This is a genomic window from Nitratireductor sp. PBL-C9 (genome assembly GCF_050877045.1).
In the GTDB taxonomy this organism is placed as follows: domain Bacteria; phylum Pseudomonadota; class Alphaproteobacteria; order Rhizobiales; family Rhizobiaceae; genus Nitratireductor; species Nitratireductor aquimarinus.
This window is the reverse complement of the sequence record NZ_JBPAXW010000008.1, coordinates 1-24,858: the sequence shown is the minus strand read 5'-3', so window position 1 is coordinate 24,858 and position 24,858 is coordinate 1. Positions and strand designations below refer to the sequence as shown.

Here is a 24,858-nt window from a genome sequence, read left to right as displayed (position 1 = left end):
TTTGACGCGGTGGCTGTCTTGCCGGCACGACCAACAAATCTTGCGTTAAAATGTCAAGTTTGAAGTTGACATTATCAGTCAATTTCTGGGATGCAGCGGGCACGAAAGAGAGACGGATGCCGCGCTATCTTCCACACGCCATACTGATTGCGGTGATTGCCCTTCTGGCGATCATCAGCCTGCATGTGGGTATTCGCTTCACACCCAGCGCAGAGGTCTGGCGCGCCCTGAGCCAGGGCGGGGACGATCAGGCCGCGCTGATCGTCAACACGCTGCGTGTTCCGCGCACGGCTGTGGCGCTCATTGTGGGAGGGGCGCTCGGTCTTGCCGGGCTTCTGCTTCAGACGGCGACCCGCAATCCGCTGGCCGAACCCGGTCTTCTGGGCATCAATGCAGGGGCTGGCTTTGCCGTCGTGCTCTTGGTCGTCTTCACCGGCACGGGATCACTCTCCCTCATTGCGCTCGCGGCCTGCCTTGGCGCGCTTTTATGCGCGCTTCTCGTCTTCTCGCTTGCCTTCTCGGCAGGGGGCATTTCCTCGCCTTCCTATCTGCTTCTGGCGGGTGTCACCAGCGCCGCCCTTCTGTCATCCGGCATCCAGATCGTCATCGTTGCCGATGAACGCACCATGGAAGAGCTGATCTTCTGGCTTTCCGGCGGTTTCGCTGACCGGGACGCGGAGCTTCTCTATCTGGCGGCTCCGGTGGTCGTTCTGGTGGCGGTGGCATGCCGTTTCCTCGCCCCGACGCTCGACGCGCTCATGACCGACGATACGACTGCCGAGGCGCTGGGCGTGCCGGTTCTGAAAGTGCGCATGACGGTGCTTGTTCTTGCGGCCATCCTTGCCGGTGTCAGTGTTTCGGTTGCCGGGCCGGTCGCCTTCATCGGTCTTGCCGCGCCACATCTGGCGCGGCTCAGCGGCTTTCCGGGGCACCGGCAGCTCGTGCCGCTCTCGCTTCTTGCCGGGTCGGCGCTGGCGCTCGCCGCCGACATTGCGGCCCGTTTCATCATCTATCCGTCAGAAGCGCCGGTTGGCGTTCTTCTGGCCGTGGTCGGCGTGCCGATGCTGCTTTATCTCCTTCAGCGCAAACGGCTCGGAGCCGCAGCATGACGGCAGCCTCTTTCGCGCAGCGTCCGCATCCTGTCCGCTCGCGCATCCCGGCGCGCGTGGCCATCCTGGTCGCCTGCGCCACCGTCTTATGCGCGCTTGCGCTTGCAAGCGTTGCGCTGGGCAGTTCGGGCATGTCGTTGCAGCGTGTCCTGTCCGCCATCCTCGGCACGGGAGAGCGCAGCGACACCATCATCATCTGGTCGCTGCGCATGCCGCGCCTCGCCATGGCCGGGTTGAGCGGCCTGGCGCTGGCGCTGGCAGGCTTCGCGCTTCAGCGCGCCACGCGCAATCCGCTCGCCTCACCGTCGGTTCTCGGCATTGTAGATGGCGCTGCCCTTGGCGTGGTGGTGTTTCTCTTCCTCTTCAGCAATGACGCGAATGCGCTCACTGTCAGCATTCAGTGGCAGCCGCTGGCGGCGGTGCTGGGCGCGCTCGGCTTCGCAGGACTTGTCATCCTGCTTGCCGCGCGCACCGGAGCGCCGCCCCTGCGGGTCATTCTCTACGGTGTCGCGCTGGGTGCTCTGGCCAAGGCCGGCGTCACGCTCTTCATTGTTGATGGCCCGGTGCATCGCGCGAGCCAGGCCGCCATGTGGCTTGCCGGTTCCGTCTATCAGGCGCGCTGGGCCGATGTTCAGGTGCTGGCCATCGTGCTTGGCGTTCTGGTTCCGCTTGTCTTTCTGCTCGCCCGTCGCATGGACCAGCTCCAGCTTGACGAACTGAGCGCGCAGGCCACGGGCCTTCCCGTCCGCGCCACCCAGTTGATGCTCTTTGCGCTGGCGGCAACACTCACAGCCGCCGCGGTCTCCTTTGCCGGAGCCATCGGTTTCGTCGGTCTCGTCGCGCCTCATGCCGCGCGGCTCATGCTCGGGGGCAGGGCGGGCGTGCAGGCGCTTGGCGCGGCGCTCATCGGCGCAGCCATCGTCATCGCGGCCGATCTCGCGGTGCGGGTGTTGTTCGCGCCGCTTGAAGTGCCTGCCGGTGCGGTCACCGCCGTGATCGGCGCGCCATACTTCCTTTTCATTCTGATCCGTGCAGGACGCGTTCATGCTTAAAGGCCATTCGGCAGACCAGTGCGAAATCGAACTGCGCGCCGCAGCGCTCGGCTATCCGGGAAAGCTCGTCTTCGATGCGCTCGATCTTTCAATCCGTCCGGGGCGTCTCACCGCTTTGTGCGGGCCGAATGGCTGTGGCAAGTCCACGGCCCTGCGCGCCATGCGGGCCATGCTGCCCACGCAGGCCGGTTCCGTGCTGCTGCGCGACACCCCGCTCTCGCAGATCCCGGCCAAGGCGCTTGCGCGTGAGATCGCCATGCTCACGCAAAGCCCCACCGCACCCGACGAAATGTCGGTCGAGCAACTGGTCTCTCTTGGCCGTTACGCTCACCGCCGGGCCTTCGCGCCCGATGCCCGCGCCGACCGCGAGGCCGTTGCCGTCGCGCTCGCACAGACAAATCTCACCGAGCTTGCCCATCGCGCCATCGGCACGCTCTCGGGCGGCCAGCTTCAGCGCGTCTGGATCGCCATGGTTCTGGCGCAGGCCGCACCCGTCATCCTGCTCGACGAGCCCACCAATCATCTCGACATCGCCCATGCGCTGGAAGTGCTGTCGCTTGTGCAGCGCCTCGGCGCGCAGGAGGGCAAGACCGTGGTGGTCGTGCTCCACGATCTCAATCTGGCCGCGCGCTTTGCCGATGACATCGTGTTCTTCCGTGCGGGCCAGGTCGCCGGCTGCGGGCCGGTGGAAGCGGTTTTCCATCAGGAGCTGATCGAGGACGTGTTCGGCATTGAATGCATTGTCCGCCGCGAAGAAGCGTCAGGCCGCCCCTTCTGCGTCCCGCTCGCAGCCTGTCCGGCCCGTCGCGACCGCCTCGTGCAGGACTAAAGCGCCGGGCGTCCGTTCGGTCCGATGCTCTACACCGTTCATGGGGCATCGGAGTGGCCGAAAGCCGGTCCCCACTTTTCGCTCCGATGCGCCGCAATTTTCACAAAACCGTCTGTTCTTGCGTTCCGCATGGTTAGCGAAGTCTTAGCCTGGGCGTTAACGAATGAGCCGGTCACACAGAGCCCAAACCCCGACACCGTGCGGGTTTGCGATGCTTAACAAAATCAGGCGTTTACTGAAAATTTGAACTTTGTTTTCTTCAAATTAAGCACAAGATTTAACGGCGATTTCAGCCGCTCCCTGCATTCTCGGAAGCATCGAAGGGCTAGCCCAGACGGGCAAAAACAAAAGGCTCTCGGGAGAAAAACAGGGATCTTGGATTATGGCACGTTATGACGTTCAGGAAGCAGGCTTCGGTACGGCTGGTTCGTCCACCCAGGCGGACGTGCTGTTTCAACTGGGAATGATGTATGCGACCGGCCGCGATTGTGCTGTCGATCTGGTGGCCGCGCACAAATGGTTCAACATTGCGGCCATCAAGGGTTCTGGACGCGCCGCTGCGCTGCGCTCGGAACTGGCCGCAAGCATGAGCAAGCCGGAACTCGCCAAGGCGCTGCGCGATGCGCGCGAATGGATGACGATGCACTGATAGCGGGGGGCGGAACGCCCGGGAACTGATAGCGAGGGCGGAACGCCCGGGACCGGACGCAGATCCACCGGCTCCCGGGCACCTTATTCTCCTAATCAGCGTCCTGGAAGCGGACAAGCATCGCGCCGTCATTCACCTGCGCCCCCTCGGTCGCAATCTCTGCGACCACGCCGTCATGAGGCGCGGTGATGGTGTGCTCCATCTTCATGGCTTCAAGCACCAGAAGCGGCTGACCTTTCTTCACCGTGTCGTTCACCGCTGCCCGCACGACCTTCACAAGGCCGGGCATGGGCGCGCTCAGCCTGTCACCGCCAGCACTCTCGTCGGCAGCCTGAAGGCGATCCGGCACCTTTAACGTCAGCGCATCCGCGCCCTCAAAAACCGTGACATGTCCCGGCCAGCGCGCGATGCGCGTCGGATCATCCCGACGCACGATGATCGGTCGCGCCGCCTCGTCGTCGCCGAGACGAATGCTCAACGCGCCATCCCCCTGCGCCGTCACCCGCGCCTCCACCGCGTCCTCGCCATCCACCAGTGTCCGCCTGTGAACGAGCGGCCCAAAATGCCCATAACCCGAGATTGCCGAAAACGGGTCTGAGGCATCGGCACCCGTGGCCGTCCCGCTTGTGGCGGCAACGGCAACGGCCAGATGGCGGTCCCGCAGCGGCGCGACCGTGGTCAGCGCTTCCTGCTTGCGCGCGATCAGCCCCGTTTCCAGCCGGCCGGCCGCAAAATCGTCGTCGCGCAACAATCGGGTCAGAAAGCCGAGATTGACCGTTGATCCGGCAACCTCCGTGCGTTCCAGCGCATTCGCCAGCCCCTCCAGCGCTTCCTCGCGGGTCGGGGCATGCACGATCAGCTTGGCGATCATCGGATCGTAGAACGGGGTGATGGCATCGCCTTCGGCAACACCGGCATCCACGCGCAGGCGCGCGCCATCGACATGCTCGGGAAACTTCAGATGATGCAGCGTTCCGGTGGCCGGCAGGAAGTCCCGCGTGGCGTCTTCCGCATAGAGGCGCGCCTCCACCGCATGGCCATGCGCGGCGATCTCGTCCTGCGTGCGGGGCAGGGGCTCGCCGGCGGCCACCCGCAACTGCCACTCCACCAGATCAATGCCGGTGATCATCTCGGTCACGGGATGCTCCACCTGCAGGCGCGTGTTCATTTCCATGAACCAGAACCGGTCGGGCCGAAGCCCCTCGGACGCATCCACGATGAATTCGATCGTGCCCGCTCCGCTATAGGAGATGGCCTTTGCCGCCTTCACTGCAGCGTCCGTCATGGCTTCACGCGTCAGCGCATCCATGCCGGGCGCGGGCGCTTCCTCGATCACCTTCTGGTGACGGCGCTGGGCAGAGCAGTCACGCTCGAACAGATGCACCGCATTGCCATGCTTGTCGCCAAAGACCTGCACTTCGATATGGCGCGGCGTCTCGATGTATTTCTCCACCAGAACGCGCTCGTCGCCAAAGGCGGCCTTTGCTTCGCGTTGCGCGGCCGCGAGCGCATCGGGAAACGCATCCGGGTCCGCGACCAGGCGCATGCCCTTGCCGCCACCGCCGGCCCGCGCCTTGATCAGCACCGGATAGCCGATCTCGTTCGCCTTGGAGGCGAGCGCCACCAGCGCCTGCGTGTCTCCGTGATAGCCGGGCACCACCGGCACGCCCGCCTTTTCCATCAGGCGCTTGGCGGCGTCCTTGAGCCCCATGGCGCGAATGGCCTGCGACGAAGGCCCGATGAAGACAAGGCCCGCTGCTTCCACCTTTTCCACGAAATCCGGGTTTTCGGAGAGAAATCCGTATCCGGGATGGATCGCCTCTGCACCGGTTTCCTGCGCCGCCGCAATGATCCGGTCCCCGTTGAGGTAGCTTTCAGAAGCTGCAGCCGGGCCGATATGGACGGCCTGATCCGCCATGCGCACATGCCGGGCATCCCGGTCCGCGTCCGAATAGACCGCGACCGTGGCAATGCCCATTTGCCGCGCGGTCTTGATCACCCGCACGGCGATCTCGCCGCGGTTTGCAATCAGGATTTTCTGAAACATGCGAACCGATCCTCCTACAAAGCTGCCAGAGCATAACGCCTGTCGCACAGGCTTGCAGCGAAGAATCGGTCACTGGCGCTGTTTTTTGGATGCATAAGCAAACACCGTTCCGGGAGCCACGCTGAACTGTCCTGCTGCGCTTGTCCGAGAGACCGCATCAACAGGTCTTCTCTCCGTTTGTGACCGGAAAGACAAAGTGATTTCAGTGCCTTAATCCGTAACCTCTTCGATTTCGATACCGTAACCATACCCTTCCAGCACTGCTCAAGCGGTATCCGTTCCGTCTATTTTTTTTCCTGTGTCTAGACCCCGAGTACGCGTCGGTTCGTTCCAAGTACTTCGCATCGTCAACAAAGTCCCAGCCAGGAGCACTGGTTGCGGGCGCGATACACATAGGCTGGTTCCCGAATGGTCATGCAAGAACTCGAATGTGGTCATCCCTCGTGCGGTAACGCTGACGGCAACGATATTTTTGCGCTGAACATCAGTGGTTTGAGCGTCGCGCCCAAAGGCAGCGCATCGCCGTCGCCTGGTCTGCCCTGCGCAGTCATCAAGACGGAAATCAAGAATGACTGAGGCGGGGCGTCGAATGCCCACCATCAGTGCCCGAACAAAAATGAGAAGCAAGGCGGTGTCGCGAGAGCCGGTTGGTCAGCCGCGCCAGCACCCGCCGGGGAGAAACCCCGATTTGCTCGGAGGCGTGAAAACGGCGCGATCCGTTGAATTCGTCAGCAGACAACAAATGGAAATTTCATGATGGAACGTTCACGACCCCGCTTTCTGCTCGCGAGCAGTATCATATCAATTTCTGCCGCCCTTCAGGCAGAGCCGCTTCTGGCTGCAGACATGCAGGGCATCGAGCCGATCCCGGAACCGCCCATTTTGGCCCGCTCGCCGCTTGGCGGGAGTGGGCGCATTGTCGGTGGTGAGCCCATGGCGGGGACTGTCGGAGGACCGCCCGTCGATGCCCCCGGTGATGGCGGCGTGGTTTACAAGGGCGATGACGGGTTGCCGCCTCTTATGGAAATGAACGATGCCTGTGGCGGGCTTCCATGTCCGGCTACCGTCCGTGGCAAGATGCTCGACAATAGCGGGTCGGGCACGCTCAGGATCGGCGAGAACACCGAACTGGCCCAGCCCGGCGATCAGCCCTCCATCCCCTTTGTCATCTCCGTGGATGGCCAGGTTGTTGATGAGAGCGGCCAGATCGTTGACGAGGGCATGTTCGGCGTATCGCCGGGCGCACGCCCGGTCGACAAACAGCGCAAGACCGATCTGGATCTGAGCTCCGTCGATATCCAGATCAAGTTCGACGGGCTCGATGTCGAGCCGCTGCTCAACGTCTCGACAGTGCCGGTCCAGCGCATATTCCGTGCTGGCGAGCCGGTGCGTTTCTACGCGACGTCCAACTATCCCGCCTTCATCACCCGGTCTGAAGTGCGCATCTATGAGAACAATGTCGCCTGGCAGAACAAGCCGGTTGCGGTGGTGCCCATCAATGTGAACGGGGAGGCTGGCTGGGTGATGCCGGCCCAGAGCGGGCGTGAGTTCCGCTATGTGCTGCGCGTCTACGACGCCAAAGGCCGCTTCGATGAAACGGTTCCGATGACCTTCGCAAGCACGCGCGGCGAGTTCATGTCCGACTCCGGCAATGGCGTCGCGCCGGGCAATTCAGAAGATCGAACCGCATTCCGCAACATTCCCGTCTATGGCGGGGCCGTCACGGTCCACGGATCGCGCGTTCCCGAAGGATACGGGATTGTGGTTTTCGATGAGCTGGTCCCGCTCGATCCCAAGGGCACTTTCGTGACCCAGCGTATTCTCCCGCCGGGGCAGCACATGGTCGACGTGGCCGTCGATGGCGGCTCCAAGGCAGGTGGTCTCTATTTCAGCCGCGACGTCAACATTCCCACAAATGACTGGTTCTACGTCGCTCTGGCCGATTTCACCGTCGGCAAACGCAGCGGCGATCCGCGCATTGAAGAGGTGCGTACGGGCGAATACGACAAGGTGTGGAACTCCGGCAGGCTGGCCTTCTACCTGCGCGGAAAGATCAAGGGCAAGTTCCTGCTCACGGCGGCGGCAGACACCGGCGAAAACGAGATCAAGAACCTTTTCAAGGATCTCGATGCCCGCGACCCGAGAGAGCTTCTCCGGCGCATCGACCCGGACAAGTACTATCCGGTCTATGGCGATGACTCCACCTCGGTGGAAGACGCGCCGACCAACGGGAAATTCTATGTCCGTCTTGAGCGCGGCGAGAGCCACGTCATGTGGGGCAATTACAAGACCAAGATATCCGGAACGCGCTTTCTCCAGGTCGACCGAGGTCTTTACGGCGCGGAAATGGTGCTGCGTTCGCCGGGCAACAATGCAAGGGGCAAGCCCAAATTCAAGGCCACCGCCTTCGCCGCAAAGCCCGAGACACTGCCGCAGCGCGACGAATTTCTCGGCACCGGCGGCTCCGCCTATTTCCTGAAGCGGCAGCGGATCGTCGATGGTTCCGAAACGCTGCATATCGAGTATCGCGACAAGACCACGGGGCGCGTTGTCGAGCGTCGTGCGCTGGTCTATGGCGAGGACTACACGATCGATTATCTGCAGGGCGTGGTGATCCTTGATGCGCCGCTCAACTCCGGCACGGTCGACGGCGGCGCGGTCCGCGATGGGGCGCTTGGCGGCCATTCGGCCTATATGGTGGCCCAGTATGAATATCGCTCCAGGGCGAGCGAGATGGAAAACTATGTCTATGGCGGCCGCGCCGAGACATGGCTCAAGAACCATGTGCGCCTCGGTGCGACCGGCCTGCGGGACGAGACGGGCCTGTCGGACCAGACCGCTTATGGCGGCGACATTCGCGTGCAGCGTTCCGAGAATACCTATATCGATGCGGAAATCGCCTATTCGAAAGGGCCGGGCTTCGGTCTTACCCGCTCTACCGATGGCGGTCTCACTCTTGCGGATCGCGAAACCGCCGGTCAGGCGGGACAGGCAGCCAAGGCATGGAGCATTCGCGGACAGGCGGACTTAAAGGATTTCCGTGTGTTTGGCACGCCCGGCAAGATCGGCGGCTACTATGAGAAGAAGGAGGCCGGCTTCACCAGCGTCACCGATCAGGTGGATGTGGAAGAGCGGATCTGGGGCGCGCATGCCGAAATTCCGCTGACCGCGAACATGGAGTTAAAACTCTCCTACGACGATTACAGGAACGTCGAGGGGCGTGAGAGCAAGGAAGCCGAGTTCGAAGTCAGCTACACATTCGACGCATACTGGAAGGCTGCGTTTGGTGTCGCATACTCAGAACTTCATTCGCCGGCAGCGGTCGCCGCAGGCAAATCCGGATATAGCGGTCGGCGGCTGGATGCCGGTATGCGCGTCGATTATCGCCAGAACGACGATTATCTCTATTACGGCTTTGCCCAGGCGACCTTCGATCGCGGCGGCAATATGAGCAAGAATGACCGCTATGGTGTCGGCGCGGAAGTTCGTCTGACCGAGAAAGTGGGTGCAGAGGGCGAGGTGTCCTGGGGTGAGTCCGGTATCGGCGGTCTCGCTGCCGTTACCTACGATCCGACGCCCGAGGATCACTATTACCTCGGTTATCGCCTCGATCCGGATCGCGCCTCGAATGGCAACTACGGCTACGATCTGCAGGGCAGGGACTATGGCGCAGTGGTTGCCGGCGTGAAGAAGCGCATGACCGATGTTGTCTCGGCCTATTCCGAAGCGGATTACGATCTGTTCGGCCGGCGTAATGCTCTGGCTCAGCGCTATGGCGTGATCTATACGCCCGATGCAGCCTGGACCGTCGATGCCGGTGTTGAAGCAGGCAATATCGAAGATGATCGCATCAATCCGAACACCGGAAAACAGTATTCCGATTTCGAGCGCTATGCCGGTTCCGTCAGCGTCGGCTTCAAGGATGAAGAACTGGGCGTCAATGCCCGTGCGCGTGGTGAAGCGCGCTTCGAGCGTTCAGACGATGAAAGCCGCAACCGCAACACCTATCTGGTCAGCGCGGGTGCTTCCATGGACCATGACGGTTATGGACGGGTTCTTGGCAATGTGGATGCCGTCATCTCGCAGACGCCGGGTGGAACCTATTACAATGGCGATTATGTCGAAGGTTCGCTGGGCTACGCCTACCGACCGGTCGATCATGACGCGCTCAATGCTCTGGTGCGTTACACCTATCTCTACAATCTGCCGGGCAATGAGCAGATCAGCACCGCGTCACGCTCGACAAATGGCCCGCTTCAGAGAAGCCATATCGTCTCTGCCGACGTCACCTATGATCTTCTTCCATGGCTTTCGGTGGGTGGTAAATACGGTATGCGTATGGGCGAAATTCGCCAGAGGCGCACCGATGGCAGCAATGCGATGGGAAGCTGGGAACAGTCTTCCGCCCATCTTGGCATCGTCAGGGCCGACCTGCACGTGGTCAAGAACTGGGACGCCATGGTGGAGGGCAGGGCCTTCTACCTGCCGGAGATCGAGTCGATGGATTACGGCGCACTCGCAGCCCTCTACCGCCACGTCGGCAACAATTTCAAGGTCGGAGCGGGCTACAATTTCGGGCGCTTCTCGGACGATCTGCGCGATCTCACGCTTGATGATCGCGGCGCCTTCCTGAACATGGTTGGCAAGTTCTGAGGCCCGAGGCGGGCGCCGCTTGAGGGGGCGGCGCCCACCACCTGTTTTCACAAGCGTATGGCGCGGGTCGTCATTTCGACAAACTTGCCCGTGAAACAGACCCGTCTTGCATTTCCGCCAGAACGCCATGGCCGGCGCTCTGGCGGTCTGCTAGAGCAATTCCAGGAAAAGTGGGATCCGGTTTTCCGTCCGGAATTGCGCAGAAACAATGAATTAGAGCGCTTCCGTGATTCAACGAAAAGCGGAAGCGCTCTATTCCAGCCGCAACGTGGTGAGCGGTCAGAAATGCGTGTCGGGGGTGTCCGGTTTGAGCAAGCTTGTTCGGGGTGTTGTCCTGGCGGTGGCGGTGGTGCTGCCGTCCGTTGCGTTGGCCGGGTGGAAGCCCGTCGAACAGGTGGAACCCTACAAAATCACCGGTTCCACCGCGCTGGATCTCTACCGTTCCATCGGCGAGCGTGGTCCCAAGCTGGGCGTGCGACGCGTGATTGCCTATACGGATTTCAGGCTGACCTGGCAGCGCGATTATCAGCAGCGCAAGGACGGAGCCTGCGTGCTGGCTTCCGCAAAGCCGAAGCTCATCATCACCTATCGCCTGCCGCAGGCGCCTTCTTCCCTCTCACCGCAGACGCAGGCCGCCTGGGATCGCTTCAGTGCGGGCGTGCGCACGCATGAAGAAATGCATGGCGAGATCATCACCGACATGGTGAAGGAGATCCAGGCCGTGTCTGTCGGTCTGCGCGCGGAGAATGATCCCGGCTGCCGCAAGGTGCGGGCGAAACTGCAGGAGCATCTGGGCCGCCTGTCGCAGGCGCAGCGTCAGCGCAGCCGCGATTTCGACCGCGTCGAAATGGGCGATGGCGGCAATGTCCACCGTCTGGTGATGGAGTTCATCAATGGTGACAGGCAGCGCAGCAACTGATCTGCCGCACTGCCTTCCTACATTCTGAAAACGCCGAATTTCGTGTCGCCAATCGGAGCGTTCAGCGCCGATCCGAGCGAAAGCGCCAGAACCTCGCGGGTTTTGGCCGGATCCACGATGCCGTCATCCCAAAGCCGTGCGCTCGAATAGAGCGGGTGGCCCTCACGCTCGTATTTTTCAAGGATCGGCTGGCGAAACGCTACCTCTTCTTCCGCGCTCCAGCTTCCGCCCTTGCGCTCGATGCCTTCGCGCTTGACGATTGAGAGAACCGTCGCCGCCTGTTCGCCACCCATCACGGAAATGCGCGCATTGGGCCACATCCACAGGAAGCGGGGCGAGTAGGCGCGGCCGCACATGCCGTAATTGCCGGCCCCAAAGGAACCGCCGATAATGGCCGTCACCTTGGGGACCTGCGCGGTGGCGACAGCCGTCACCAGTTTCGCGCCGTCACGGGCGATGCCGCCGGCCTCATATTTGCGGCCGACCATGAAGCCGGTGATGTTCTGGAGGAAGACGAGCGGGATCTTTCGCTGGCAGCACAGCTCGATGAAATGCGCGCCTTTCAGCGCACTTTCGGAGAAAAGCACCCCGTTATTTGCCAGAATGCCTACCGGAATTCCGTAAATATGCGCAAACCCGGTGACGAGCGTGGTTCCGTAATTGGCCTTGAACTCATCGAACTCCGACCCGTCCACCACCCGCGCGATCACCTCGCGCACATCATAGGGCTGGCGGGTGTCGGCGGGAATGATCCCGTAAATCTCGCGCGGGTCGTAAAGCGGCGGAATCGATTTGCGAAGATCGAGCGATACCGTCTTCTTTCGATTCAGGTTTTTGACGATGCGCCGCACGATGGCCAGTGCGTGTTCATCGTCCAGCGCATAGTGATCGGCAACGCCGGATTCGCGCGTGTGCACCTCCGCGCCGCCCAGTTCTTCGGCGGTCACCACTTCGCCGGTGGCCGCCTTCACCAGCGGCGGGCCGCCGAGGAAGATCGTCGCCTGTCCCTTGACCATGATGGTCTCGTCGCTCATCGCGGGAACATAGGCGCCGCCTGCGGTGCAGGAGCCCATCACGCAGGCAATCTGGGGAATGCCCTTTGCCGACATGTTGGCCTGGTTGAAGAAGATGCGGCCGAAATGCTCACGGTCGGGAAACACTTCGTCCTGGTTCGGCAAATTGGCCCCGCCCGAATCCACCAGATAGACGCAGGGCAGATTGTTTTCGAGCGCGATCTCCTGCGCGCGCAAATGCTTCTTCACCGTCAGCGGATAATAGGTGCCGCCCTTCACGGTGGCGTCATTGACGACGATGACGCATTCGCGACCCTCAATGCGCCCGACGCCGGCGATCAGGCCAGCTGAAGCGATGTCGCCGCCATACATGTCGTGGGCTGCGAACTGGCCGATTTCGAGAAAGGGCGCACCGACATCGAGCAATTGGGCGAGCCGTTCGCGCGGCAGAAGCTTGCCGCGCTTCACATGGCGTTCGCGCGCCTCGTCAGACCCGCCACGCTCCACGAGCGCGGCTTTCTCTGCCGTTTCGGCCACCAGCGCCTGCATGCGTTCAAAATTGGCCCTGTATGCGTCGGAGGCGGTGGAAAGCTGCGATTGAAGGACGGTCATGCGATCTCCGGCGGCATTGTCGGGCGCAAGGCCCTTTGGTGGTCAAACTGCGCAAACGAATTGAGCGTCAGGTAAGCGCATCATGTCTGCCCGGCGCAACGGATAGAAGAGCACCGGCCAGAAAATCCTGCAGAAAATCTTGCAGAGAAGCGGGCAGAGCGGTCTGCAAGGCCCGCATCAGGCTTCCGTCATCATTTCGCGACCGATCAGCCAGCGCCTGATTTCGCTCGTGCCGGCCCCGATCTCGTAGAGCTTGGCGTCGCGCAGGAGGCGACCGGCGGGGAACTCGTTCACATAGCCATTGCCGCCCAGTAGCTGGATCGCATCGAGCGCCGTCTGCGTCGCTTTCTCGGCTGCGTAGAGAATGCAGCCGGCGGCGTCCTTGCGGGTCGTCTCGCCACGGTCGCAGGCGCTGGCCACCGCATAGACATAGGACCGGCAGGCGTTCATCGTCGTGTACATGTCGGCAAGCTTGCCCTGCACAAGCTGGAATGAGCCGACCGGCTGGCCGAACTGCTGGCGCTCGCGCACATAAGGCGCGGCGACGTCGAGGCAGGCCGCCATGATGCCCACCGGGCCGCCGGCCAGCACCACACGCTCGTAATCGAGCCCGGACATCAGAATGTTGACGCCCTTGCCTTCCTCGCCAAGCATGTTCTCGAAGGGCACTTCCACATCCTCGAACACCAGTTCGCCGGTGTTGGAGCCGCGCATGCCAAGCTTGTCGAGTTTCTGCGCGACCGAGAAGCCTTTCATGTCGCGCTCGATGATGAAGGCGGTGATGCCGCGCGGGCCCGCATCGGGATCGGTCTTGGCGTAGACAACCAGCGTGCCCGCATCGGGGCCGTTGGTGATCCACATTTTCGAGCCGTTGAGCACGAAGCGGTCATTGCGCTTTTCTGCCTTGAGCTTCATGGACACGACATCGGAGCCCGCGCCGGTCTCGGACATGGCGAGCGCGCCCACGGTTTCGCCAGAGCAGAGTGCCGGAAGGTATTTTTCCTTCTGCGCGTCATTGCCCCAGCGGCGCAGCTGGTTGACGCAGAGATTGGAATGCGCGCCGTAGGAAAGGCCGACCGAGGCCGAGGCGCGCGAGATTTCCTCCATCGCCACCACATGCGCCAGATAGCCGAGGCCCGAGCCGCCATAATCCGGATCAACGGTCATGCCGAGCAGGCCGAGCGCACCCATTTCCTGCCAGAGATGGGCTGGAAACTCATTGCTTTCGTCGGTTTCCGCCGCCAGTGGCGCTATCTTTTCCTGAGCGAAGCGATGCGTCATGTCGCGCAGCGCGTCGATGTCCTCGCCAAGCCCGAAATTCATCGATCCGGTATACATCGGTCTCCTCCGGTCAAGCCTCCGCGCCCACAAGGCGCATGGTCATGGTGTGATAGTTAGCGGCAACTTCGTCTTCGGAAAGCCGCAGCTCCGGGCGAAACCAGACGATCACACCTGTGATCATCTGGATGATCGCCATCGCCGTCAGCGCCACATCGTCGATCTGGAAAACGCCTTCGCGCTGGCCATCGGTCAGGATGGAGCGCAATTCGCCCTCATACTGGCTGCGCAGCGCAAGGATCTGCTCGAGCCGCTCGCTGGAAAGGCTGCGCAGCTCCAGATTGCTCACATGGGTCGCGTTGCGCCGCGCCAGGTGAAAGCGGATGTGGTTTTCAACGAATTTAGCGAGGCGTCCTGCCGGCTTCTCTTTGTCGGAGCCATGTGCAGGACGCGCTTCCCCCCAGGAAGCGATAAGGCGCTCCATATGCTCGAGCATGAGTGCATGGAGCAATGCTTCTTTAGTCGTAAAGTATCGGTAGAGAGCAGCCGGCTGCACGCCGACGCTGGCGGCAAGCTGGCGCATGGACATGGCTTCAAAGCCGAGACGCGCAATCAGGTCCAGCGCCGCCTCGCGGATCGCTGCTTCCGTCTTTTCACCGTCTGAGCCGGTCGTGCGCGCCATGGTGCCTCCCTGTGGTATTAATAAAACGAACGTTCAATTAATTCAAGATGGGTGTGAATTGGTTGGTTACGGACAAAAGGGCGTTTGATCACAGTTCATGCCGTAAGATGGTTTCGCAGTCCCAGCGCGGTGCGTGGTTCGCCCTTCGACAAGCTCAGGAAGCTCACCATGAGGGAGGGCGGTGTTTGTCAAATCCGCTGCAACGACCGGGATCTAGGCTCCTGTCGGATACCACTTCCCTCATGGTGAGCTTGTCGAACCACGCACTGGGTCAATGCCATGGACGTGCGTACCGTGGCATTCGATGGATTTGCGGCAATCTGAACAAGCAAACGAGGCCTACGCTAGAGAAGCGAAGCCGCCCGGACGCGACAGAAGCAGGTATGCAAATGCGTTGTTACCAGGGTGGGAAACCGGGAAAGCCGTCCCTGTTCTCTGTGCCGTCGCGCCCGGTTCATACGGGCGGCTCAGAGCGCGCTCACAACGTCTCTTGTGGTCGCGACCCTGCAGAACTCGAAGCCGAGCGTGGCCACATGCGCGCGGTGAACCTCTTCGGCAGGAACGCTCCCGCCCTTGCCATCCGGCAGATCGAAGCAGTCGCAGGCGTCTTCCACCAGCATCATGTTCCAGCCCATATTCGCGCCGGTGCGTATGGTGGTAGACACGCACATATCCGTGGAAATGCCGCAGGTAACGACCGTCTTCGCGCCGAGACGGCGCAGGCGCAGGTCGAGATCGGTGCCGATAAAGGCGGAATTGACGCTCTTGGTGACAAGCTGTTCGCCGGGCAGCGGCTCGAAACCCGGCCGCAGAGCGTTGCCGGGCGCGCCGGGGCGCAGCGTGGAAGCCTGCTCGACTGAATCGTGCCGCACATGGATCAGCGGGCGTTTTGCCCTGCGCCAGGCGGCGAGAAGTGCAAGACCGTTCCTGTCGACATCGCTGTTCCAGCGCCGGGGCCAGGACGGATCGTCAAATGCCTGCTGATAATCGACAAGCAGAAGAACGGCGTCGTTCAGATCCATCGGTGAGCCTTTGCATATCCGGTTGTTGCGCGATTGCCTGTACTGGGTGCCTGCATCGGGCACGGGTAGCAGGCCAATGCTACCGCCAGCTGCCGGACCTGCAAGAGCCATCGCGCCGGGGTTTTGCCTGCTTCTGGACCAACCCGTCCATCAGGAGAAGGCTCGCCCCCAGCGCGAGCCCGCTTCCAAGCACCATGCCTGCCGCAGGCAATCCAAACCTCTGCAATGCGAAGGCCGCACCTGTGAGCAGCGAGAGCAGCGCGATATTGTTGGCGCTCTCCGACAGGGCCAGCACAAACCCTTTGTCTGTACCCGCCCGGCGGGCGATCAGCGCCGTGCTGGCAGGGGCTGCAAAACCGAGCGCAATGCCCCAGAAGGCAAGGCAGAAAAGCGCGCCGACAAGCGGCAATGGCAGAAGCAGGAAGGCTGCAAAACTGAGCGCGAGAAACAGAACGGCGGCGACCAGCAGCCGCTCATCGCCGTGCGACAGCCGCCTGACAAGGCCGGTCGAAAGATTGCCCACGGCCAAGCCGAGGCCGAATGCCGTGATCGCCAGCCCCGTTTGCAGCGTGTCGGTTGCAAATCGGTCCCGCAGCATCTCGCCACTTAGCCCGAAGGCGGCAACGGCAGCGCCATTCCAGAGAGCCTTGGCGATGAGAAGCAGGAGCGCGCTTCTTCCAGAACTGCCGAGCCCGCTTGAACGCTGCCGTGTGGCAGGCGCATGTGTCGTCTCATCGCCCCGAAGCACACGGCCTGCGGGCATGAGCAGCAGAAGACAGCCGATGGCGCTGGCAAGGAAGGGCGCGCGCCAGTCAAACAGCCGTGTCAGGACGCCGGCCAGCGCTGGCCCGGCGGCGATGCCTGCCGTCATGCCAAGCATGACAAGGCCCATGGCCTGTGAATGTCGCGCCTCGGGAAACCGGTCGGCAATGAGCGCGAACACGGCAGGAATGAGCGCGGCCGCCGCCACTCCACCCAGAACACGAAGAATGATGGCAATGCCAAGCGTGGGGGCGAAGGCCACCGCAAGCCCATCGGCGGCGAGAAGCGCCAGCGCCGTAAGCAGAAGACGCCGCCGGTCAAGCCGGTGGGCGACAAGACCGATAAGCGGCGCGCCGACCGCATAGGCAAGCGCATAGCCGGAAATCAGCCAGGAGGCGGCAGCCGGGGTCGCGCCAAAGGCAGCGCCGATGGGCGTCAGAAGGGGCGCGATCATGAACTCTGTCACGCCGACGAAGAAAACAGCCAGCGCAAGCACCGGCAAAAGAAGCCGTGAAGGCATGGAAAACTCCATGTTCAGGATGAACGGGATGGCGCTTTGAGCGCCGGGAAAGACGTTTTTTGGGGGGAGAGCGCACCGGAGTGCTGGCGCAGAGGGTTTGCGCAGCGTTTCAGGGAAGAAAGGAGAGGTGCTGAAGCGTCTTGTGGCAATGTTGCCGGGAGGGGGATGCCAAGGGCTGCCGGGGGCTGCCAAGGGGGCTGCCAAGGGCTGTTTGCCCGAACGCTGGCTTCATTTTGCATGATGCAGGCTGCGGTGCAAGCGGCTGGCATCGCTTCTATCGCATGTTGGGACTGGAATTCGTCATGCGTTTCAAGTCGAATGCCGGCGATTCATTATCAGGGGAGCGGCATGCATATTTTTATCTCTGTCGATATCGAGGGCGTGGCCGGGGTCTGCGAGAGCCTTCAGGGCCAGCGCGGCAACCCGGAATACGAGGTGGCGCGCAGGCTCATGACCGAAGAGGCGAATGCCGCGATCCGTGGCGCTTTTGCGGGCGGAGCGGACGCGGTGACGGTGGCGGATTCGCACGGGCCGATGCGCAACATGATCGCTGAACAGCTCGACCCGCGCGCGCGTCTTGTTTCCGGTCGCGCGCGTCCGCTGTCGATGATCGAAGGCATTCATGCCGATCACGATGGTGTGGTGCTGATCGGTTACCACGCGGCCGCCGACAATTTCGGCGTGCTTGCCCACACGGTCAGCGGTCTGGCGTTCCGCCGCATCGAGGTGAATGGCGTGCGCGCCGGAGAGCCGACGCTCTTTGCCGGCCATGCAGCGGAGATTGGCGTGCCGCTTCTTGCGGTGAGCGGCGATGACCGGCTGGAAGCCGAAATCGCCGAGCAGTTTCCGGCAGCCCGCTCCATTACCGTCAAGCGCTGCATCAACGCCTTTGCCTCGGAAAGCATGTCGCCGGACGAAGCGCGCGAAAGGATCGAACAGGATGTCTGCGAGGCGGTTGAGGCGGCTGCGGGCACCGAGGTGAAAGCGCCATGCACGCCGCCGCTTACGGTGGATATCGGCTTTTCCAAGCAGATTTTCGCGGATGCCGCCGCACTCCTGCCTTTCACGGAGCGCACCGGCGCGCTGGATGTGCGCTTTGTCGCAAAGAGCCATGCCGAGGCGATCGGCATCATCTCCAGCTTCTCTCTCATGGCATCGGCTCTGGCATGACGGAACGGCTTTTCGACAGGGCGGGCGCGTGGTGGGATCTTCCGGCGGGACCGGCCAACAGCATTGCGGATGTGCCGGGCGTCACCGTCGGGCATCTGACCCACCGCGCTCAGACCGCGCGCACGGGCGTCACCGCGATCCTGCCGCATGATGGCGATCTCTTTCGCAATCCGGTTCCGGCCGGCGTGGCGGTGCTCAATGGATTTGGCAAGAGCGCCGGCCTGATGCAGCTTGCAGAGCTCGGCCGCATCGAAACGCCGATCCTTCTCACCAACACATTTGGCGTGGCGGCCTGCACCACGGCGCTGATCCGCCGGGCGATTGCACAAAACCCCGAGATCGGGCGCGGACGCCCAACCGTCAATCCGCTGGTGCTGGAATGCAATGACGGGCGCGTCAGCGACATTCAGGCGCTGGCGGTGACCGAAGCCATGGCGGAAGAGGCGATTTCCGCCGCCGGCGCCGAGGTTGCGCAGGGCACGGTGGGCGCAGGAACCGGCATGCGCACCTTTGGCTTTGCCGGCGCCATCGGCAGCGCATCGCGCCGTGTCGCGCTGCCATCCGGCCGTACCCATACGGTAGCGGCGCTTGTTCTCTCCAATTTCGGCAGGCCGGGCGATCTGCGGCTTCTGGGGGAACGCATCAAGACGCCGGAGGCCGGGCGCGCCGACCCGCAGGACAAGGGCTCCGTCATCATCGTCTATGCCACGGATGCGCCTCTCGATTCGCGCCAGCTCACCCGCGTGGCGCGGCGGGCGGGTGCAGCGCTTGGACGTCTCGGCAGTTATTGGGGTGACCAGAGCGGCGATGTGGCCATCGCCTTCTCCACCGCCAACCGCCTCGATATCGACAGCGAGGCGGATGCCATCGAGCGGCTTGCCGAAGCGCGCATCGATCCGTTCCTTCATGCAGCCGTCGAGGCGGCGGAGGAGGCGGTTCTGAACGGCCTCTGGCACGCCAGCCCCGTGAGCGGTTATGACGGGCTCCGGCTTCCTGTGTTGCGCGATCAACTTTTGTCGTGAAGCCGGACTTTCCCTTGTCGTGAGCGGTTCCGGGCGATAAGCCGGATGGACGGGAGCCTGCTCCCGGCTTCCGGCCAGCCCTCGCGCCTCTCCCCCCTGCGCGATAGCCAGCAATGCCAGCCACGGTTATGGAGTCTGCCCGATGCAAGCGCGCCTCTCGCGATGCGTTCTGATCCTTTGTCTTTCATCTGCGCCAGCGCTGGCGCAGGAAAACACCAGCACCATCGCCCCCAATGTGGGAAGCCGGGTGCTGGAAGGATATGTCACGCCCACGCTGGCGCGCTTTCGCGAGGCGAGCGGGGCGCTCTCGAACGCACTTGGTGATGTTTGCGGCGCGCCGTCGGACAGCGGACTTGCCGCCGTGCATCAGCATTTTGCCGAGACGGTTTCTGCCTGGGGGCATGTTTCTGTTCTGCGGTTTGGGCCTCTGGTGGCGGAAAACCGTTTCGAGCGTGTCTTCTTCTGGCCCGATCCGCGCGGCGTGACGCTGCGCCAGGTGCAGGGGCTTCTTGCTTCCGACGAACCACTGCCGCAGGATCTGGCCGCGCAGAGCGTCGCGCTGCAGGGCCTGCCGGCGCTCGACTATGTGCTCTTCGGCACGGGCGGCGACAAGTTGGCAGACGATGCCAGGCGCTGCGCCTATGCGCAGGCGGTGGCGGACAATGTGGCCGATATCGCAGGGGCGCTGGAGAATGGCTGGGCCGAGGGTACGGCCTTTCGGGCTTCGTTCACCGCGCCTGCTGCGGATCGCGACCCCTATCGCTCCAGCGCCGAAGTGGCGGGTGAAGTGGTGAAGGCAGCCGGCACGGCAATCGAATTTGCGCGCAATGCGGAGCTTCTGCCCGCCCTTGGAAAGAGCGTGGAGAAGGCGCGGGGCAAGCGCGCACCCTTCTGGCGCAGTGGCGAGACCTTCGCCTTCACCGCAGCCCAGATCGAAGGCGTGCAGCAACTGATCGCGGCGGCGGGCTTTGTCGACGGCCCCTCCGATCTGGTGAATGGCTATGGTGAGAGCATGAATTTCGATCTCGCGCATGCGCGCGACGCGCTCGAGGCTGTGGCGGGTGCGCCGGAAGCGGCATTCGGCGAGGAAGAGGATCGCGGGCGCATCAGCTATGCGACCATCGCCATGGAGGGCGCGAAGCACACGCTCAATGGCGAACTCGCAGGGGCTCTGGGGCTGGTGATGGGGTTCAATGCGCTCGATGGAGATTGATCGCCGGACATTTCTCGCGCTCGCCGGCGCTGCTGCGGCCTTCAGGCCGGCGCTTGCCAGCGCTGCGGATGAAGCGCTGTTCCTTGGCGCGCGCCTCAATGGCGGTGCGTTCGAGGCGGCGGTGATCGACGCTTCCGGCCGTGACCGGCTGGTGCTGCCGCTGGAGGCGCGCGGACATTCCTTCGCCATCGATGCGCCGCGCCGCCGCGCCGTTGCGTTTGCGCGGTCGCCGGGGCGTTTCGCGGTGGCCTTCTCGGTCGATGGAACGGGCGAGCCCATCGCATTCGCTCCGACGCCGGACCGCCATTTCTACGGTCACGGCGTCTTCACTCCGGATGGCCGGCTGCTTCTCGCCACGGAAAACGATTATGACGGCGAGCGGGGCGTCACCGGGCTTTACGATGCGAGCGCCGGATTTCGCCGCATCGGCGAGTTCGAGACTGGCGGCATCGGTCCGCATGAGGTGATTCTGCTGGCAGACGGCAAGACGCTGTGCGTTGCCAATGGCGGCATTCTCACCCATCCCGATTATGAGCGGGTGAAACTGAACCTCGCCACGATGAAGCCGAGCCTTTCCTATGTGGATCTGGAGACGGGCGATCTTCTGGAGCAGGCGGAGCTTGCGCCGGAACTCCACAAACTCTCGATCCGCCACATGACGCTCGACCGGTTCGGCGCGGTCTGGTTCGGGGCGCAGTATCAGGGCGAGGACGATGCGCGCCCGCCGCTTGTCGGGCGGCATCGCCGGGGGCACGCGTTTGAGCTCTTTCCCGGTCCCGAAGCAACGCTGAAGAAACTCGACAATTATGTCGGTTCGGTCGCCATCGATGCATCCGGCGAAATCGTCGCCACATCGTCGCCGCGCGGCGGGCTTTCGGTGTTCTGGGATGCCGAGACCGGCCGATGCCTGGGCGAGCGCCAGCTCAAGGATGGCTGCGGTCTCGCGCCACTCTCGGGGCACCGTCTGCTTGGCACCAGCGGCCGTGGCGCAATCGTGCGGACAGGCCCTGACGCGGTGCTTGAAAGCGTTCGCGAGCCGCAGGCCAGCGCGCCTGCCTGGGACAATCACCTGCGCCGGATCTGAGCACCGGATGCAATTCCACCGGACCTCGTTTTCGGCTTGCCGTTCTTTGGAGGGATGCTTATCTTCGCCTCGTTCTCAGGGCGGGGTGAAATTCCCCACCGGCGGTAAGCGGCACTGGCCGCAAGCCCGCGAGCGCTTTCCCATGACACTCGGGAAGGGTCAGCAGACCAGGTGAGACTCCTGGGCCGACGGTTAGAGTCCGGATGGAAGAGAACGCGCGATGTTTCGCTTGCCGTTTTCCGGCTGCGCTGCGTCGCACGTGATCGCCTTGGGTGACGTGTCTGTTGCAAAGGAGATCACGATGACACACACCCGCTATGCATTCATCAAGGCCAATTGGCACGCCGACATTGTCGACAGGGCGCTGGAAGGCTTTTGCGAACTGATTCCCGCCGAACAGGTGGATGTGTTCGATGTGCCGGGCGCGTTCGAAATGCCGCTCGTGGCGCGCGACCTTGCGTCCTCCGGCCGTTATGCGGCGGTGGCCGCTGCCGCCTTCGTGGTGGATGGCGGCATCTACCGGCATGATTTCGTCGCGCAGGCCGTCGTGGACGGCTTGATGCGCGCCGGCATGGACACCGGTGTGCCGGTTCTGTCCGTGTCGCTGACACCGCACCACTATCAGCCGACCGAGCATCACACCGCGATCTATCGCGAGCATTTCATTGAAAAGGGTCGTGAAGCCGCGCAGGCCGCTCTTATGATCGGCAAGACCCGGGCCGCACTGGCAGCCTGAGCGTGAATGAAAAGAGGGGCGATCAGATCGCCCCTCTCAATTTAAAAAGACTTTTTAAATCAGTCGATTATGGTTCCCGGCTGATTCAGTTTCAGAGCTTCAGCGCTGATTGTGCGCCGCTGCCAGGGCCTCGGCAAAGGCCTGTTCAAAGACATCCATTTCGTTCTCCGGTCCGACACTGACGCGAATGCAGCGATCAAGGCCCGGGGTTGCCGGCTTGCGCACGAACACATCGCGGTCGAGCAGGCCCTGCATGACCGCCTCGGCAATGGCCTTGCCGCCGCAGTCGACGGCCACGAAATTGGTGGCGGAGGGAACGCTCGCCAGCCCGTTGGCTGCCGCAATCGCTGCAATCCGGTCGCGGCTCGCGCTGATCTTCTTGAGCGTTTCCTGAAAATAGGCCTTGTCCTGAAGTGCGGCCAGACTGGCAGCCTGCGTGATGCCCGGCATGCCAAAGTGATTGCGGATCTTGTCGAAGGCGCGGATGGTCTGCGCTTCGCCAATGGCGTAACCGCAGCGCAGGCCGGCCAGCGCATAGGCCTTTGAGAAGGTGCGCATGCGCAGCACATTGGGCCGGTCGGGCTCAAAGCGGGGCAGGGCGCTCGCCGGCGCGGTCTCGCCATAGGCCTCATCCAGAATGAGCATGCTGGTTTCGGGCAGCGATTCGATGAAGCGCTGAACCTCGTCGGCCTCCCACCATGTGCCCATCGGATTGTCGGGATTGGCGAAATAGACCAGCGGGGCCTTTTCGGCAAAGGCTGCATCCCGCAGACCTTCGAGGTTCTCGTGATCTCCCGAATAGGGAACCGGCACGAGACGACCGCCAAAGCCGACCACATGATAGTTGAATGTCGGATAGCCGCCGAGCGAGGTGACGACAGGCGTTCCCGGCTCAATATAGAGACGGGCAATCAGGCCAAGAAGCCCGTCAATGCCTTCACCGACGACGATGTTCTCCGGCTTTACGCCGTGTTCCTGCGCCAGCGCCGCCCGCAGATCGCTGCTTTCGGGGTCGCCATACTTCCACACGTGATGCGCTGCGTTCTCCATGGCTTCGATCGCCTTCGGGGACGGACCAAAACCATTCTCATTGGCGCCGAGACGCGCACGAAAAGGCCGTCCGGCGGCGCGCTCCTGGGTTTCAGGGCCGACAAACGGAACGGTGGAGGGGAGGGATTCTGCAAGCGGCGTAAGCGGTGGGCGTATTGTCATGGGGCGGTATGTGTCTGCTTTCTGGGTCTTGTCGAATGCAGAGACCCTACAGCATGCCCGTCACAAGAGAAAATGCTTTCGCAGCCCTTCAATTGTACCAGAAATGAAAAAGGCCCGGCAAATGCCGGGCCTTTCCCAAAACACCGTAACTTCTGATTAGAAGTTGCGCTGGAAGCGGATGAAGCCGCTCCAGTGGTCGTCCATGATCGGAGTACCAGCCGGCGCATCAATGTTGGTGTAGTTGACTGCGAGCTTCGCGTCGAAGTTCTCGACGATCTCGTAATCCACGGTCAGACCAGCGTTGATGACATCAACGTCGCCGCCTGCGAGGTTCGAGATGAAGTCATGACCAACGGCGTCGTAGTACTGAGCACCGATAGAAGCCTTCAGCTTCGGCGTGAACTTGTAGCCGATGAGGCCGCCAACGGACCACTCCGAACCGAAGCGAGCAACGTTCGGCGTGCCGAAGCCGCCGAGATCGAACGGATCGGTCGAGTAGAAGTTGATGCCGCTTTCGTAGATCGCCATTGCCTGTGCAAACAGACGCTCGGTCAGGTCAGCCTTGACGATTGCCTTAAGAGCGAACTCTTCTGCAGTTGCGTCGTAAGCAGCGTAGAAGTCTGCAGTGCCCCAACCCTGAGCAACGCCAACCTTACCGACGAAGTTCGGCGTGTAGTCGTAGTTGCTGTCAGCCTCTTCGAGAGCGAGCGTGGCGGTGAAGCCGTTGCCTGCTGCGAAGGTGTAGTTGATGAAGTGAACGCGATCACCACCGCCATTGTCGAACTCACCCGAGATGGATGCGTCGTACAGCGTGTCGGAGAGACCCATGGAGAGGCCGCCGAGCGAGATGATTGCCTGCTGCAGACCAACGGTCGAGCCAACACCCGTGGAGTAGGCGTTGCCGTCGTTGACGTCCCAAGCAGCCGGGAACGTAGCGGTCGCACCGGTCGTGGACGTTGCGCGCAGCTTGATGAAGCCGCCGAGCGTGCCGTATTCGGTCTCGGAGCGGGCGTCGATGTTGAGCTCGCCGCGAGCGTACTTGCGCCAGCCGTCGTCGTTCTCGTTCCAGTTGATCTGGTAACGGACCATGCCGCCGATCTTCAGGCAGGTTTCGGTGCCCGGGATGTAGAAGAAGCCTGCGCCGTAGACGTCGCAAACGCGAACGTATTCCATCGGCTCCGGCTCGGGAACGACAATCGGGTCGGCTGCTTTTGCGCCGGTGGCAGCAGCTGCGAGAGCTGCGGAGCCGATGAGAAGGCTCTTGAGTTTCATGT

At 62.5% G+C, this 24,858-nt stretch carries 20 protein-coding genes and 1 riboswitch; of the genes, 12 read left to right on the top strand and 8 right to left on the bottom strand.

The window, feature by feature from the left end:
• Positions 1 to 116 precede the first annotated feature (116 nt).
• From ACRTG1_RS16775 to ACRTG1_RS16760, 4 genes are all read left to right on the top strand, one after another.
• Positions 117 to 1,109 (top strand): FecCD family ABC transporter permease, encoded by a 993-nt coding sequence (locus ACRTG1_RS16775; RefSeq protein ID WP_432516661.1) that lies wholly within the window; start codon positions 117 to 119, stop codon positions 1,107 to 1,109.
• Positions 1,106 to 2,161: a FecCD family ABC transporter permease gene (locus ACRTG1_RS16770; protein WP_297557919.1), complete on the top strand. Its 1,056-nt coding sequence runs from the start codon at positions 1,106 to 1,108 to the stop codon at positions 2,159 to 2,161. Before ACRTG1_RS16775 ends, ACRTG1_RS16770 begins: the two co-directional genes overlap by 4 nt.
• Positions 2,154 to 2,990, top strand: a complete 837-nt coding sequence (locus ACRTG1_RS16765) for an ABC transporter ATP-binding protein (RefSeq protein WP_206547339.1) — start codon at positions 2,154 to 2,156, stop codon at positions 2,988 to 2,990. Before ACRTG1_RS16770 ends, ACRTG1_RS16765 begins: the two co-directional genes overlap by 8 nt.
• Positions 2,991 to 3,372: 382 nt before the next feature.
• Entirely contained in the window at positions 3,373 to 3,639 is a 267-nt protein-coding gene (locus ACRTG1_RS16760; RefSeq protein ID WP_113154643.1) for an SEL1-like repeat protein, read from the top strand.
• A gap of 91 nt (positions 3,640 to 3,730) precedes the next feature.
• On the opposite strand, the gene ACRTG1_RS16755 is transcribed toward ACRTG1_RS16760, so the two are convergent.
• On the bottom strand, positions 3,731 to 5,686 hold the full coding sequence (locus tag ACRTG1_RS16755) for an acetyl-CoA carboxylase biotin carboxylase subunit (RefSeq protein ID WP_206993674.1): 1,956 nt from the start codon (positions 5,684 to 5,686) through the stop codon (positions 3,731 to 3,733).
• Positions 5,687 to 6,100: 414 nt separating this feature from the next.
• Here ACRTG1_RS16755 and ACRTG1_RS16750 point away from each other — a divergent pair, with 414 nt between their 5' ends.
• From ACRTG1_RS16750 to ACRTG1_RS16740, 3 genes are all read left to right on the top strand, one after another.
• Entirely contained in the window at positions 6,101 to 6,262 is a 162-nt protein-coding gene (locus tag ACRTG1_RS16750; protein WP_206545944.1) for a hypothetical protein, read from the top strand.
• A 180-nt stretch (positions 6,263 to 6,442) separates the two neighbouring features.
• Positions 6,443 to 10,339 (top strand): TonB-dependent receptor, encoded by a 3,897-nt coding sequence (locus tag ACRTG1_RS16745; protein ID WP_432516658.1) that lies wholly within the window; start codon positions 6,443 to 6,445, stop codon positions 10,337 to 10,339.
• 307 nt (positions 10,340 to 10,646) lie between these two features.
• A complete protein-coding gene (locus tag ACRTG1_RS16740) occupies positions 10,647 to 11,258 on the top strand; it encodes a DUF922 domain-containing Zn-dependent protease (RefSeq protein ID WP_206546035.1) in 612 nt (203 codons plus the stop codon).
• A gap of 17 nt (positions 11,259 to 11,275) precedes the next feature.
• Here ACRTG1_RS16740 and ACRTG1_RS16735 read toward each other — a convergent pair whose 3' ends face one another.
• From ACRTG1_RS16735 to ACRTG1_RS16715, 5 genes are all read right to left on the bottom strand, one after another.
• Positions 11,276 to 12,883 (bottom strand): carboxyl transferase domain-containing protein, encoded by a 1,608-nt coding sequence (locus tag ACRTG1_RS16735; RefSeq protein WP_283799337.1) that lies wholly within the window; start codon positions 12,881 to 12,883, stop codon positions 11,276 to 11,278.
• 177 nt (positions 12,884 to 13,060) lie between these two features.
• Entirely contained in the window at positions 13,061 to 14,221 is a 1,161-nt protein-coding gene (locus tag ACRTG1_RS16730) for an isovaleryl-CoA dehydrogenase (RefSeq protein ID WP_113154647.1), read from the bottom strand.
• 13 nt (positions 14,222 to 14,234) lie between these two features.
• A complete protein-coding gene (locus ACRTG1_RS16725) occupies positions 14,235 to 14,843 on the bottom strand; it encodes a TetR/AcrR family transcriptional regulator (protein ID WP_206545946.1) in 609 nt (202 codons plus the stop codon).
• Between the two features lie 467 nt (positions 14,844 to 15,310).
• On the bottom strand, positions 15,311 to 15,865 hold the full coding sequence (locus ACRTG1_RS16720) for a cysteine hydrolase family protein (RefSeq protein WP_206545947.1): 555 nt from the start codon (positions 15,863 to 15,865) through the stop codon (positions 15,311 to 15,313).
• A 79-nt stretch (positions 15,866 to 15,944) separates the two neighbouring features.
• Positions 15,945 to 17,147: an MFS transporter gene (locus tag ACRTG1_RS16715; RefSeq protein ID WP_432516656.1), complete on the bottom strand. Its 1,203-nt coding sequence runs from the start codon at positions 17,145 to 17,147 to the stop codon at positions 15,945 to 15,947.
• A 348-nt stretch (positions 17,148 to 17,495) separates the two neighbouring features.
• Here ACRTG1_RS16715 and ACRTG1_RS16710 point away from each other — a divergent pair, with 348 nt between their 5' ends.
• The 5 genes from ACRTG1_RS16710 (at position 17,496) to ACRTG1_RS16690 (ending at position 22,372) form a co-directional block, all read left to right on the top strand.
• Entirely contained in the window at positions 17,496 to 18,317 is an 822-nt protein-coding gene (locus tag ACRTG1_RS16710; RefSeq protein ID WP_432516655.1) for a M55 family metallopeptidase, read from the top strand.
• Entirely contained in the window at positions 18,314 to 19,339 is a 1,026-nt protein-coding gene (locus tag ACRTG1_RS16705; RefSeq protein ID WP_432516654.1) for a P1 family peptidase, read from the top strand. The genes ACRTG1_RS16710 and ACRTG1_RS16705 overlap by 4 nt, the downstream gene beginning before the upstream one ends.
• A gap of 142 nt (positions 19,340 to 19,481) precedes the next feature.
• Positions 19,482 to 20,552 (top strand): imelysin family protein, encoded by a 1,071-nt coding sequence (locus ACRTG1_RS16700; RefSeq protein WP_432516652.1) that lies wholly within the window; start codon positions 19,482 to 19,484, stop codon positions 20,550 to 20,552.
• Positions 20,533 to 21,636: a DUF1513 domain-containing protein gene (locus tag ACRTG1_RS16695; protein ID WP_432516650.1), complete on the top strand. Its 1,104-nt coding sequence runs from the start codon at positions 20,533 to 20,535 to the stop codon at positions 21,634 to 21,636. Before ACRTG1_RS16700 ends, ACRTG1_RS16695 begins: the two co-directional genes overlap by 20 nt.
• Positions 21,637 to 21,703: 67 nt before the next feature.
• Positions 21,704 to 21,855: riboswitch (FMN riboswitch) on the top strand.
• A gap of 82 nt (positions 21,856 to 21,937) precedes the next feature.
• Complete coding sequence (locus ACRTG1_RS16690; protein WP_113156234.1) at positions 21,938 to 22,372, top strand: 6,7-dimethyl-8-ribityllumazine synthase; 435 nt, start codon at positions 21,938 to 21,940, stop codon at positions 22,370 to 22,372.
• 99 nt (positions 22,373 to 22,471) lie between these two features.
• Here ACRTG1_RS16690 and ACRTG1_RS16685 read toward each other — a convergent pair whose 3' ends face one another.
• On the bottom strand, positions 22,472 to 23,584 hold the full coding sequence (locus tag ACRTG1_RS16685) for a pyridoxal phosphate-dependent aminotransferase (protein ID WP_432516648.1): 1,113 nt from the start codon (positions 23,582 to 23,584) through the stop codon (positions 22,472 to 22,474).
• 156 nt (positions 23,585 to 23,740) lie between these two features.
• Positions 23,741 to 24,858, bottom strand: a 1,118-nt coding sequence (locus ACRTG1_RS16680) for a porin (protein ID WP_432516646.1), incomplete at its 5' end; no start/stop codon positions are given.